Below are 12,999 nucleotides of genomic sequence, written 5' to 3'. Positions count from 1 at the left end.
ACTCGCGGACTAAAAGTCCGCGCTACAGTGGTACGGCCTCTGCTGGCCTTTTTCCGTAAAACCCCGACGCCCAAATTCAAGGCTACTTCTACTCTATCCATGCCCACCACCGCCACCGCTCACCCCAAAACCCGTAAAAAGTCGCTTCCGCCCCAGGATGAGGCGCATATCGTGTACAAAGACCCCGCCCGGCAGGCCGAAATGGCCGGGCTGCGCTACGCCACCGACCAGGGTCCCGGCCTGACCCGCAAGCCCACGCGCACCGGAAACTTCGTGTACCACGACCCCAAAGGCCAGAAAATAACCGACCCAAAAACGCTGGCTCGTATTAGCAGCTTCGTGATTCCGCCGGCCTGGACGGAGGTGTGGATTTCGCCCTCGGCCACCACGCATTTGCAGGTAACGGGCAAAGACAACCTCGGCCGCAAGCAGTACCGCTACCACCCGGCTTGGGACGAAGTGCGCAGCCTCACCAAGTTTTCGCGCCTGCGCACCTTCGGCGAAAAGCTGGGGCCCTTGCGCGAGCAACTCCGCAAAGACCTGCGCCGCGCCGCCCTCGACCGCGAAAAAGTGGTGGCCCTGGTGCTCACGCTCATGGACCAGTCGTTTATCCGCGTCGGCAATAAGGAGTACGCGAAGAAAAACGGCAAATCGAAACCCAGCTACGGCCTGAGCACCTTGCAGGACAAGCACGTGGCCATCGAAGGGGCCAAGGTCAATTTCAGCTTCGTGGGCAAAAAAGGCGTGCCGCACGACGTGACCCTGCACGATGCCAAACTGGCCCGGCTGGTGCGCAAGTGCAAGGAAATTCCGGGCCAGCACTTGTTCCAGTTTTACTCTGCCGATGGGCAGCGCCACGCCCTAGAATCGGGCGATGTGAACGACTACCTGCACCGCCACACCGGCTTGCAGCTCTCGGCCAAGGACTTCCGCACTTGGGGCGGCACCGTGAAAATGGTGAGCTGCCTGGAGGCCGTGCTGAACGAAGAGCCGCAGCTGGCCCCCGAAAAAGTCATCAAAAAAGCCGTGAAGGAAGTGGCTACCGGCCTGGGCAACACGCCCACGGTGTGCTCAAAATATTACATCCACCCGCAGGTGGTGGAGCTGTTCAAATCGGGCCAGCTGATTGAGTTCTTGCGCAAGCACGACGCCGAAACCCACGCTGATGACCCGCTAACACCAGTGGAGCGGCTGGTGCTGAAGATGCTGGCGCAAGCCTGAAAAGGAGGTAGGGTGCGGGGCTTGCCCCCGCCCGTCGTTGAACGATTGATGTTCGACGACGGGCGGGGGCAAGCCCCGCACCCTATCTCATGCAGCTTCTTATTCCTCCGGCAGCTTGTCGTAAGCCCGTTTAACGGGCGCACTTTCCTGTGAGAATCGGATACCCTGGCCACCGTTGCCCGCGCGAAACTCATCATTGCCCGCGCCGCCGTAAATGCGAATAGCAGGCTTGCTGGCCGCATTCGCGCCATGGTTCTCAACCGTGAAAACATCATCACCCGCCAATCCTTCCAGTTGAATAAGCCGCGTCTCAGCCGGCAAAAAGGCACGGTGCAACAGCGGTACACTCATAGCACCGGCCGCCAGTGACCGGACCGTTACCACCGTCGAATCGGCATAGCGCTCGATGATGAACTGCTCGGCTTGAGCCGTGCCGCCGATGCGCGGGCGCCTGGCTAATCCAAGATAAAAGCCATCAGCCAAAGTCGGTAGGGCGGCGCGGCGGGCCTGCAGGGAAGCGATGGTGCGCGGGCCTTCCAAGGCGAAGGCAGCCGGGGGCAGGTGGTGAACCGCTCGGGTAATGAGCGTGTCGGACAGGCGCTGCTGCATGGCCATGGCGGCGGCCCGGAACTGGGCGCGGCTCAGACCATTGAGAATGCGTTGGTCGAGGTAGTGGCCGGAGGACATCAGGCCCGATGGATTTTTATAGCGCGGGCCAAACGTGGCCCAGTGGCGCAGAAATACGTGGCCGATGAGCCAGCCCAATGCGCCATCATCGAGGCGATAGAGGACCATGTCGCGGTCCTTGGGCAGTGGCACGAGGGCGGCGGGGCCGGCCTCGGTAGGGCGGGTCACGGCCCAGCTCCACTGGCCGGGGTGGCGGTCCCAATCGCCCAGCCAGCCATCCAGCAGACGGGCTCGGAGCAGGTCGGTGGGGGCAAAGCGCTGCTCGGGGCTGGCGAAAGCGGCGGCAAAAGCCTTGGTGCTATTTATAATGGCGGCGGGCGGCGGGGTGGTGGGGGCGGCTTTTTCCTCCAGGTAAGCCAGCTGGCCCCGGAAGTGCCGCAGCGAATCGGTCTGAAAAGCCGGGTCGTCGGCTCGAACGTAGAACAGGCGCGGGGAGGCGTGGGGCACGCCGGCGGCGGCGGCCAGCGGCGGCACCACCAGCGCGGCGTAGGGGTTGGTGGAGGAAATATTATCGCGCAGCACATTCACCAGGAAGGTGCCCCGCACCAGCTCCGGTGTGGCCCGAATGGGGTCTTTGTCAACGGTGCGCACCACGTAGGCGCGGCCATCGGCGCTCGACAGACTCAGGCTGGTGCTGTTGAAGCCGCCTCCCACTTTGCCGGGCGTGAGGCCGCCGGGGTGGGCGGTGGCCAGGTGCAGCACCGGCGCGGCTACCGGGGCCGCCCAGGTGGGGCGGTGGTGCCGGCCCACCAGCGCGTTATACAACCCGCCGTGCCGGGCGTATTGCCGGCCGGCGGTGGCCCGGTGCACGCTATCGGCTGTGGCGGGCGGGGGGGCGGTGGCATCGAGCCGGGCATCGGGCTGAAAAAACTGCCTGCGCACGCAGCCGGTGCCGAGCAGCCCAGCCAGTGCGCCTACCATCAATGTATAAAAGCGCAAACGGACGGGTATCAAAAGCAAGCGGCGTAATAGGGTTGGGCTTTGAACGGCTGGGGGCTGAAAAAGGCTGGCCGATTTTGGGAGGCGTCCCGATTAATCATCGTTTAGCCGGTTGAAGGCGCGGTGTTTCTTTCTGGGCAGGCTGGGGCGGAGGCTGCCGGCGGCCGTCACGTCGGAGGCTTCATCGAAGAGCTTGAGCCGCCGGCTGCTGCCTTGCAGTAGCAGCTGGTCGTGGCCCTCGCCGCCGTAGAGCAGCACGGGCATGGGCCGGTGGGTGGCGGCGGTGGTTACTTCAAACACGTCGTCGCCGCCCAGGCCGTCGAGGCTCAGCTCCTGGGTTTCGGCAGTGAAATACGTGCGCCGGAACCGGAGTGAGTCGCCAGCCGAGAGCTGGCTGAGGGCTTTGCAAAAGATGCGGACGGTGGTGGAGTCGGCGTAGCGGTGCACCACGAATCGCTCGGCCTCGGCCGTGCCGCCCAGCGTGGGCTCATGGGCCAGGGTGAGGTAATATTCATCGGCGGCCTGCGGCAGGGTTTCGCGCCGGGCCCTGAGGGTGGTGCCGAGGCGCGTGCCTTCCAGCGCGTACACGGCGGGCGGCAGGCGGTGCAGGGCGCGGTCGATAACGGAGTCGGGCAGGCGGCGCTGCAAGTCGTGGGCGGTGCGCTGGAAGTCGGCCCGCGTCATGGCCGAGAGGCCGCGCTGGTCGATAAACTTCGCTTGATACACCAGGCCGGCCATGTTGTTGTACTCGTTGCGAAACGTCTGGAACTGCGGCGCGATGAACGGCCGGGCCGCCAGCCAGGGAATCACCCCGTCATCGAACCGAAAATACACCTGGTCGCGGTCCTTCGGAATGCCGACGTAGCGCACGCGGCCCCCGGTTTCTTTGAACTGGGCCCAGGTCCACTGCGCCTCGTGCCGGTCCCAGTCGCCGAGCCACACATCGAGCAGGCGGGCGCGCAGGAAGGCGGGCTGGTCGATGAAGTAGGAGGGGTGGTGGTACACCTTTTTCAGCATGGCCTCGCCACCGTCAAAATCGATGGCATTGGCCAGGTCGGGCGTGCGGGCGTCGGGGTTGTTATACTTTTCTTCGAGCAGCGCCAGCTTGCCCTGAAACCGGGCGGAGGACTCGCCCAGGCCGGTTTCATCGGGCCGCACGTACACTAGGCGCGGGCGGGTGTGGGGCACACCGGCCGCCTGCGCCAGCGGCGGCACGGTGAGGGCTCCGTAGGGAATGGCCGCCGAAGTGGCATCGCGCACCACGTTGAGCACGAAGGTGTGGCGCAGCACCAGCGGCAGGGTTTTGTAGGGCTCTTTGTCGAGGGCGCGCAGGGCGTATTCGCGCTGCTGTCGTCCCTCTAGGGTCATGCTGATGCTTTGGTAGCCACCGCCGGCCTTGCCCGCCGTGAGGCCGCCGGGGGCGGCGGTGGCCAGGTTCAGCACCGGCACTTTGACGGGGGCGGCCCACACGCGGCGGTAGTGGCGGCCCAGAAAAAACTGGTAGAACCCCGAGTGGCGGTTGTATTGGCGGCCGGCGGTGGCCAGCACCGAATCGGCGGAGGCCGGCAGGGCGGCGGTGCTGCCGGGGCCCACGCGGGCATCGGGCTGGAAATAATTGTGGCGGGCGCAGCCGCCGGCGGCCAGTCCCAGGCCCAGCAGCACCAACAGGCGCGGGCAAAAGCTGGGGCAGCGAACAAAAGGATAAGGCATTCGGTGAAGGCGGCAAGCGCGAATGAGCCTTTAACGCAACTTCCCCGTAAAGGTGGGCAGCGGCTAGCCTCAACTATGCGTTGGACGGCTTCTTTTGCCGGGAAATACTTGCTTTTTAGCCCCGATGAGTGCTCCGCGTTTTGGAAAATTGCTGCTTATGCCGGGCTTAACTACTGAATGGGGACCGTGGGCGCGGGGCTGCTGCGCCGGCGCGGCGGCCATGGTGTTGGGGGGCTGCGCCGAGCACAAAGCCTCAGGCGCGGCAGCGCCGCAATGGAGCGCCGACTCGGCCACGGTGCGGCTGGCGGCCGGGCCGCAATATGCCCGTGGTGCCGTTTGGAAGTTCTTTTTTGGCAAGCACTACCGCAGCGTGTGGGCTACTCCGGTCACGGTGCCGGTGCTGCGGCTGGCCACCGCCGTACCCGGCGGCCTGGTGCCCCTGCAGGCCGGCGGCAGCTACCAGAGCCACACCCTGCGCCTGTGTGCGCCCGATGGCCGCGAGTACGTGCTGCGCTCCGTGGACAAGGACATGAGCGCCGCGCTCAGCCCCGGCTGGAAACGCAACCTGCTGCGCGGCCTGCTCAAGGACCAGACCAGCGCCACGCAGCCCTTTGGGGCCTACCCGGCCGCCTACCTGGCCGAGGCGGCCGGGGTGCTGCACGCCAACCCCCGGCTGGTATTCGTGGGGGCGGATGCCGGCCTGGGCAAGTTCAAAGCCAGCTACGCCAATGCGCTGTACCTGCTTGAGGAGCGGGCCGACGGCGACCAGCGCCTGGTGGCCAGCTTCGGCCACGCGCCGCAGGTGGTGAATTCGCACCACATGCTGGCGGCGTTGCGGCGCTGGCCCAGCGCCCACGTTTCCGCCCGGGCCTTCCTGCGCGCCCGCCTGCTCGATATGCTGGTGGGCGACTGGAGTCGCCGCGAAGACCAGTGGCGCTGGGCCACGTTTCCGCAGGCCGGCCGGCTGGCCTTCCGGCCTGTGCCGCGCGACCGTGACCAGGCATTTTTCCTGTTTGATGATGGCCTGGTGACGCGGTTGGTGTCATGGTTTGCGCCTAAGTACCAGACGTTCCGGGCCACCATCCGGCTGGAAAACGTGGACGGCCTCACCACCACCGCCCGCGCTCTCGACCGCACGCTGCTCACCAGCCTCAGTGCGAATGATTTTCGGGAGGTGGCTGATTCTGTGCGGGCCAGCCTGAGCGATGCCGTGTTGGTTCAGGCATTCAACTCCGGCCCGGCCGAAATGCGGGCCAGCCTGGCGGCGAAATTCGTGCCCATGCTGCGCACCCGGCGCGAGCAGCTGCCCGCCGTGGCCCAGCAGTATTACGCGCTACTAAATAAGCAGGCCTGGCTGATTGGCACCGACCAGGCCGAACGATTTATCCTGAGCGAAGTGGGCGGCAGCCTGCGCGTGCAGCTGCTGGCCCAGCGTCCCGGCCAGCCCGATAGCCTTGTGACAGACCGCACCTTCAACCGAAAAATCACCCCCCAGCTTGACCTGTACGGCCTGGGCGGCGACGACGTATTTGAGCTGCGCGGGGCGTTGCCGCAGGGCATTGCCGTGCGTTTATACGATGGGGCGGGCCGCAACCGGGTAATCACCACAAAGGGCGCTACGCCGGGCAATGTTACGTGGTACACCGGCCCTGGCGAGCGGATTACCGCGCATCCGGCCGGGGTGCAGGTGGAAGCCGACCCAACCCCCGAGCTTACGGCCAACGGCCGCGCCTGGCTGCACCGCTACAATCTGCGCGATTAACCCGGCCCCGTCAATAGTTCGCCCAGCGGCTCCCGACCATCAATGGTGCCCTCGCTGCTCAGCACCTGGAAGCGGGCGAACAGTTCCTCGGCGTACCAGTTTTCGCGGCGCGTGAGCTTGATGACTTCGCGGTGTTTGGCGTCCTTATAAGCGTATTCCTGCATGGCCCTGGCCGATTCCCACACGCTGAACGTGGCCTGCCGCACCAGCGGCAATTCGCCCAGCCCGATGGCGGCCCGCACGCCCACCGCGTGGGCCAGCGCCGCGCTGGTGGGCTCCACAAATTTCCAGAAGCGCGGGATTTTGCGCCAATGGATGCTGGCGCGGGTGAGCACGGCCACGGGCGTTTCGGCAAGGGCTGAACCGGCGTTGCTGCTGTAATCAAACGGGTTTTTGCCATCCCACAGGCCCTGGGATTTGATGGGGGCGAGGCGCACGGTCCATTGCTCGGCGCTGCGCTGCTGGTAGGCGGCCCACACTGGATTTCGGCTGAAGAAGGCCTCGGCAAAGGCCACATCTTCCCACACGGCCATAAAGCCGTAGCGGTCGAAATTGGGCCACGCGCCGAAACCGTTGGACGCCCCACTGCCTAGCAGCTTGAAAAACCGGAGGCCCGGCACCCGTTGCAGCTGCGGGGGGGCGGTGCCCATTTGGGCCAGCGCCCAGCGTCGGTGGCCGGGTTTCAGGGTGAAAACGGTGAGGGTAGTAAGGTGCATTCGGGAGATGAGCGGGCAAGCCGCCGGGCAGCGGGCTGCAAGCAACAAAAAAAGGCCGGAATTGCTTCCGGCCTTTCAGAATCAGGATTTCAAAACCTACTTCACCTGCACCTGGGCGTGCTGGTTCACGTCGTCGTCCTTGCTGCGCTCGCCCGTTACCACGGCCCGCACGTAGGCGTAGGCCTGCACCAGCAGGCTGCTGGGCGAATCCCAGTATTCGGCCTTTTCAATGTCAACTTTGAGGACATTGATGCGTGGGTCTTCCTTGCCTTTGGGGAACCAGCCGCGCATGGGCTCGCTCCAGAGCTCGGCAATTTTGGCTTCGTCGCGGTAGGCATTTGCGCGGCCCGATACCGAGGCGTACACATTGCTGCTCGGGTCGGAGTAGCTCAGGTTCACCTGGCTGTCTTTTTTGATTTCGTAAACTTTAGCCGACTCGGAGTCGGTGAGGAAGTAGAGGGCACCGTCTTCGCCGGGCTTGATGGTGGCCATGGGCCGGCTGTGCAGGCTGCCGTGCTCGTCGGTGGTGGTGAGCATGGCCATGCGCACTTCCTTGATTTTTTCGAATAACTGGGTCAGGTCGTGGGTTACGGGCGACTTATCGGACATGGGGAAGAGAATTGGGGAGGTGAAAGAATAGGCCGGACCAAAACATGTGGGCGGCGAATTGGCTTACGGCAGCCAGCCGGCCGGGGTTGAATAATCTCGTTCGGGAAGTGGTTATTAGCGGAACGTCATGCAGAGCGCAGCGAAGCATCTTTACCGTAGAAGTAACCCAATTGATGCAGATTACTGTTGCGGTAAAGATGCTTCGCTGCGCTCTGCATGACGAGCATCACCCTCCCCCTCAAATGAATTTTCTGGCCCATCTTTTCCTCTCCGGCTCGCCCGATTCGGTCACCTATTCCGATATCCTGCTGGGCAACTTCATTGCCGACTCGGTGCCCGGCCGGCAGCTCGAAAAATACCCGCCTGCCGTGCAAACCGGCATCCGCCTGCACCGTGCCATCGACACCTTCACCGACCAGCATCCCGTGGTGCGCCGCAGCACCCAGCGCCTGCGCGCCGCCGGCTACGGCAAGTACGCCGGCGTGATTTCGGATATGTTCCTGGACCATTTCCTGGCCCATAATTTCCCGGAATATTCGTCCGAAAGCCTGCCCGATTTTACCCGCCGCGTATACGCTTTACTGAATTCCCGCGAAGCTGAAATGCCGCCCCGCGTGCAGCAGATGCTGTTCTACATGGTGCAACATAACTGGCTGCTGGGCTACGCCGAAATCGAAGGCATCCGCCGCGCCCTTAGTGGCCTGAGCCGCCGCGCCTCGGCTGGCTCCGGCATGGAAACGGCCGCTACAGAGCTGGTGGCGAACTATGCAGAATATGAGGCGGATTTTCGGGCGTTTTTTCCGGAGTTGCAGGCGTATGTGGAACTGTCATTGCGAACGTAGCTGTCATTGCGAGCGCAGCGAAGCAATCCGTCCTGTACAATGTGATGAGCCCTAAAATGTGACAAGCCCCGGTACTGTGCAGTGCCGGGGCTTGTCGCTTAAGAATGGTTCTGGTTTTGTCAGGACGGATTGCTTCGCTGCGCTCGCAATGACAGGAAAGCCTTAGTGGTGGTGGCCGCCTTCGCCGTGCACGTGGCCGTGGGCCAGCTCCTCGGTGGTGGCGTCGCGCACGTCCTGCACCTTGCCGTGGAAGTGCATTACCATGCCGGCCAGGGGGTGGTTGAAGTCCATATGCACGGCGGTGTCGCCGATGCTTATTACCTTGGCCTGCATGTGGTTGCCTTCGTTGTCGGCCATGGGCAGGAAGTTGCCGGGCTGGAGCATTTCCTCGTCCAGCTTGCCATCGATGAGGAAAACTTCTTTGGGGATTTCGACCAGTGCCTGCTCGTCGTAGTCGCCGTAGGCCTGCTCGGGGGTGAGGCTGAACTGGAACTCATCGCCGGGGTTTTTGCCATCGAGCTGGGCTTCAAACTCTTCGGGCAGGCCGCTGTGGCCGAACAGGAAGACCATAGGCGCATCGGCCTCGGCCGATTCGACCAATACTTTTTCCTGGTTTTCGTCGGTCACACTGAGGTCGTAGGTGATGGTGACGACTTTTTTATCGCTGATTGCAGCCATGAGCAGGGAGGGCGGGCCGGTTAGGGCGGCCGCGGGATTTGGAGGGTGGTAAGAAAAATTTTCGGCAAGATAGGTACGCAAGCCCAGCAGAAAAGGCCGGCCACGGTGGCAGTTTGCCCAAGCGAAGCCGAAATGATAGCGCAACCCATGGCCCGGGCAGCCGTTAAGAATCAGCCCGATTGGGCCTGCTAATGCCCTTTTTTTCCATTCTTTCTACACCCAAATCCATGCGCAAGCTATTTTCGCTGCTGTTTGGCGGCGCGCTATTGGCTGGTTGCCAGTCGAACCCACCGAAAACCCAGGACGAAGCCGTGAGCAAAGAAGCGGTGGTGCAAACCGACGCTTCGGCCCAAAAAGCTGCCGCCCCGGCCGATACCATGGGGCTGCCGGCCGGCTCAATCCCCACCATCGGCAGCCCGAAGCTGCTTTTCACCCTCGACGACGCGCACAACACGCCCGACGGCTTGGCGCTGGCCCCCAACGGCCACCTCATTCTCTCGGTGCCCAACCTGGCCGACACCAGCCATCCGGCTTCGCTGATGGAGATTGACGGCACCACCATCAAACCATTTGCCACCAACCTGCCCGTGGAGCCAACTACCAAAAAGGCCGCGCCCATGGACCTGGCTTTCGGCCCCGATGGTAACCTCTACTACGCCGAAAACCAGTACGAAAACAGCAAGGATTTTAAATCGCGCCTGATGAAGGTGACGATGAAAAACGGCAAGCCCGGGGCCATTACCACGGCCGTCGACAACTTCGCGCTGGCCAATGCGGTGGTCTGGAAAGGCAACACGATTTACGTGACCGACAGCCAGTGGGACCTGCCCGACAACGACAAGGGCAGCGCCATTTTGAAGTTTTCCTTGGCCGAACTGAACAAGGGCACCGTGCACCTCAAGCCCAAAACCAAGGACCCGCACGTGCTGGCTATGTTCTCGACGACGGTGAACGAAACCGGCGTGGACAACGGGGCTGATGGCCTGGACTACGACAGCAAGGGTAATTTTTACACCGGCTCCTTTGGCGACGGCAAGCTTTACAAAGTGTCGCTGAACCCGGACGGCAGCTTGGCCAAGCAGGAAACCCTGACGTTGAGCTGCAAGCAGATTCCGTGCGTAGATGGCCTCATCATTGACCGTGCTACGGACCTGATGTACCTGTGCAACTCCCGCGAAAATTCCATTGAAACGGTGGACCTGCGCAACGGCAACAAGGTGACCACGCTGGCCCAGAACCCCGACACCGACGGCAGCGGCGGCAAGCTCGACCAGCCCGCCGAAGTGCTGCTGAAAGGCAAGCGCTTATACATTTCCAACTTCGACCACCCGGTGAAACACTTCGCCAACACCAAGTCGGATGCCCCGCACACCATGTCGGTTATTGACCTGAACTAACGCCGCTTAGCTACCCGACGGATGAAGTTTTGATGACGCTAATTGCTTCATTAACAAAATTTTGGCATTATTCAACAATGCGTGCCGGGGTGGGTTTTAGACGTGTTCTTTTGTACAAATAAATCTATCAATTCAACCAATAAATTGCATCATGGCTAAGAGTCCCCCCAAGTTCGATACCCCGAATTCTCCCCAGCCCGCCGACCTCAGTGGCGGCGACAAAATCACCACCTCGTCGGGCCGCCCGATTGATGACACCCAGAACTCCATCACCGTGGGCCCGCGCGGGCCGGTGCTACAGGAAGACTACAGCGCGTTTGAGCGCCTGGCCCATTTCAACCGCGAGCGGGTGCCCGAGCGCGTGGTGCACGCCAAGGGCGTGGGCGCGCAGGGCAAGTTCACGGTCACGCACGACATCACGCAGTACACGCGCGCCAAGCTGTTCAGCAAGGTGGGCAATGAGTGCGACATGCTGGTGCGCTTCAGCACGGTAGCCGGCGAGCGCGGCTCGGCCGATACGGCCCGCGACCCGCGCGGCTTCTCGCTGAAATTCTACACCGAAGGCGGCAACTGGGACATGGTGGGCAACAACACGCCGGTGTTCTTCGTGAAGGACGGCCAGAAGTTTCCCGACTTCATCCACAGCCAGAAGCGCGACCCCTACACCAATCTGCGCAGCAAAACCATCATGTGGGATTTCTGGAGCCTGATGCCCGAAAGCTTGCACCAAGTGCTCATTCTGATGAGCGACCGGGGCACGCCCTACGGCGTGCGCCACATGCACGGCTACTCGTCGCACACGTTCTCCATGATTAACAAGGACAACGTGCGCACTTGGGTGAAATACCACTTCCTCACCCAGCAGGGCATCAAGAACTTCACCGATGCCGAAGCCAACGAAATGGCCGGCCTCGACCCCGATTTCGCCCAGCACGACCTCGTGGATGCCATCACACAGGGCAATTTCCCGAAGTGGAAGATGTTCATCCAGACCATGCCCGAGGAGCAGGCCGCTACCTATAAGTGGAACTCGTTCGACATCACCAAAGTGTGGCCCCACGCCGATTTCCCGCTACAGGAAGTGGGCGTGATGGAGCTGAACCGCATTCCCGAGAACTACCACGCCTTCGTGGAGCAGGCCTCGTACTCGCCCGCCAACATCGTGGACGGGATGGGTTTCTCGCCCGATAAGATGCTGCAAACCCGCATCCTGAGCTACCCCGATGCCCACCGCTACCGCGTGGGCGTAAACTACGACCAGCTGCCGGCCAACCGCTCGCCCTTCGCCACAAGCCACTACCAGCGCGACGGCCATATGGCCCTAGGCAACAACGGCGGCCCGGGCGTGAACTACTACCCCAACTCCTTCGGAGGCCCCACCGAGGACAAGAGCGTGAGCGACTACGCCTACCCCGTGGAGGCGACCAAAGCCGCCCGCTTCGACCGCAACGCGCCCGGCGACGACGACCATTTCACCCAGCCCGGCAACCTGTTCCGCCTCATGGATGCCAAGGCCCAGGAAGACACGATTAAGAACATCGTGGGCCATATGTCCGGCATCGAAGGTCCCAAAAAGGATGAAATCATCGCCCGCCAGCTCGGCCATTGGTTCAAGGCCGACCAAAAACTCGGAGCCGGCATCGCCGCCGGCCTGGGCGTGAAAGTAGACGGGCAAAAATCCAACGGCCAAGACCATAAGCAGTATGCGCCGCCCGCACCGCTGGACAAGGTGCCGCACGGGGCGAAGTAAGGAATTCGATTCAATTGAGAAAGGCCCGCTGGAATATTCCGGCGGGCCTTTTTGTGTGAAATTTATGTTGAGCACTACTTCCGCACAATCTTGAGCGTGCGATGAGAAGCATGATGGCTGATGCTTAACACATATACGCCGGATGCCGGAGCTGCCGCCTCGGGCAGCTGCAACACGTTGCTGCCGGCCACAAGCGTGGCCGAGCGAGTGAGCAGCGCCCGCCCCACGGCATCGTGCAGCACGATGGTAACCGGGCCGGCCTCGGCGGTGCGCAACAATAGGTTTAGCTCCGGGCCGAAGGGCTGGGGGTAGGCCTGCACGGCAAAGCCAACGGTGGCAGGAACCTGCACGGTGCGGACGGGCGAGTAGCTGGCGGTGCCGTCCTTATCAATCTGGCGCAGGCGGTAATACACTAACTCGGCGGCGTAGCGGGTCACCCAGAGCAGGCCGGCGGGGTCCTGCACCAGCTCATGGATGAGCAGGCGGCCCAGCAGCGGGTCGCGCTGCCACGTCTGGGCGCGGCCGTGGCAAGGCAAGGAGCGCCCAGCAGCGCAATCAATAGGAAAAGTAAAAATTGACGCACGGGCAACGGGAAAAGCAAGCGCGAAATAACTGCCGCAATGGTACTTACTCAGGAGCTTATGTCGCCGTGGTAGGGCGCGGGGCTTGCCCCCGCCCGTCGTTGAAC

General features: G+C 62.7%; 11 protein-coding genes. 5 read left to right on the top strand and 6 right to left on the bottom strand.

Translation table 11 applies throughout. The annotated features are described in order from the left end of the window. The first annotated feature begins 99 nt into the window (after positions 1–99). Positions 100–1,221, top strand: a complete 1,122-nt coding sequence (locus AAFH49_RS14950; RefSeq protein ID WP_342299398.1) for a DNA topoisomerase IB — start codon at positions 100–102, stop codon at positions 1,219–1,221. 99 nt (positions 1,222–1,320) lie between these two features. On the opposite strand, the gene AAFH49_RS14945 is transcribed toward AAFH49_RS14950, so the two are convergent. Together AAFH49_RS14945 and AAFH49_RS14940 are read right to left on the bottom strand one after the other, a co-directional pair. Beyond that, a complete protein-coding gene (locus tag AAFH49_RS14945) occupies positions 1,321–2,862 on the bottom strand; it encodes a hypothetical protein (RefSeq protein WP_342299396.1) in 1,542 nt (513 codons plus the stop codon). Between the two features lie 78 nt (positions 2,863–2,940). Then, complete coding sequence (locus AAFH49_RS14940; protein ID WP_342299394.1) at positions 2,941–4,557, bottom strand: hypothetical protein; 1,617 nt, start codon at positions 4,555–4,557, stop codon at positions 2,941–2,943. Positions 4,558–4,714: 157 nt separating this feature from the next. Between AAFH49_RS14940 and AAFH49_RS14935 the strand changes: the two genes are divergently transcribed. Beyond that, positions 4,715–6,319, top strand: a complete 1,605-nt coding sequence (locus AAFH49_RS14935) for a hypothetical protein (protein WP_342299391.1) — start codon at positions 4,715–4,717, stop codon at positions 6,317–6,319. Here the strand turns inward: AAFH49_RS14935 and AAFH49_RS14930 are convergent. Then, a complete protein-coding gene (locus AAFH49_RS14930; RefSeq protein ID WP_342299390.1) occupies positions 6,316–7,035 on the bottom strand; it encodes a spheroidene monooxygenase in 720 nt (239 codons plus the stop codon). The two genes, AAFH49_RS14935 and AAFH49_RS14930, sit on opposite strands and share 4 nt — an antisense overlap. Positions 7,036–7,131: 96 nt before the next feature. After that, entirely contained in the window at positions 7,132–7,644 is a 513-nt protein-coding gene (locus AAFH49_RS14925) for a pyridoxamine 5'-phosphate oxidase family protein (RefSeq protein WP_342299388.1), read from the bottom strand. Between the two features lie 242 nt (positions 7,645–7,886). On the opposite strand from AAFH49_RS14925, the gene AAFH49_RS14920 reads away from it, so the two are divergent. Then, positions 7,887–8,486 (top strand): acyl carrier protein phosphodiesterase, encoded by a 600-nt coding sequence (locus AAFH49_RS14920; RefSeq protein ID WP_342299386.1) that lies wholly within the window; start codon positions 7,887–7,889, stop codon positions 8,484–8,486. Positions 8,487–8,648: 162 nt separating this feature from the next. Here the strand turns inward: AAFH49_RS14920 and AAFH49_RS14915 are convergent, their stop codons facing one another. After that, positions 8,649–9,164, bottom strand: a complete 516-nt coding sequence (locus AAFH49_RS14915; RefSeq protein WP_342299384.1) for an FKBP-type peptidyl-prolyl cis-trans isomerase — start codon at positions 9,162–9,164, stop codon at positions 8,649–8,651. Between the two features lie 227 nt (positions 9,165–9,391). On the opposite strand from AAFH49_RS14915, the gene AAFH49_RS14910 reads away from it, so the two are divergent. Then, positions 9,392–10,561 carry an SMP-30/gluconolactonase/LRE family protein gene (locus tag AAFH49_RS14910; RefSeq protein ID WP_342299382.1) on the top strand — a complete coding sequence of 390 codons (1,170 nt, stop codon included), beginning with the start codon at positions 9,392–9,394 and terminating at the stop codon, positions 10,559–10,561. Between the two features lie 151 nt (positions 10,562–10,712). Beyond that, the gene (locus AAFH49_RS14905) at positions 10,713–12,311 is read left to right on the top strand and encodes a catalase (protein ID WP_342299381.1); all 1,599 of its coding nucleotides are present in this window, start codon (positions 10,713–10,715) and stop codon (positions 12,309–12,311) included. 74 nt (positions 12,312–12,385) lie between these two features. Here AAFH49_RS14905 and AAFH49_RS14900 read toward each other — a convergent pair whose 3' ends face one another. Continuing rightward, complete coding sequence (locus AAFH49_RS14900) at positions 12,386–12,847, bottom strand: T9SS type A sorting domain-containing protein (RefSeq protein WP_342299379.1); 462 nt, start codon at positions 12,845–12,847, stop codon at positions 12,386–12,388. Between the last annotated feature and the right edge of the window lie 152 nt (positions 12,848–12,999).

This window comes from Hymenobacter segetis (assembly GCF_038448715.1).
GTDB lineage: Bacteria > Bacteroidota > Bacteroidia > Cytophagales > Hymenobacteraceae > Hymenobacter > Hymenobacter segetis.
This window is presented reverse-complemented; position numbering and strand designations above follow the sequence as displayed.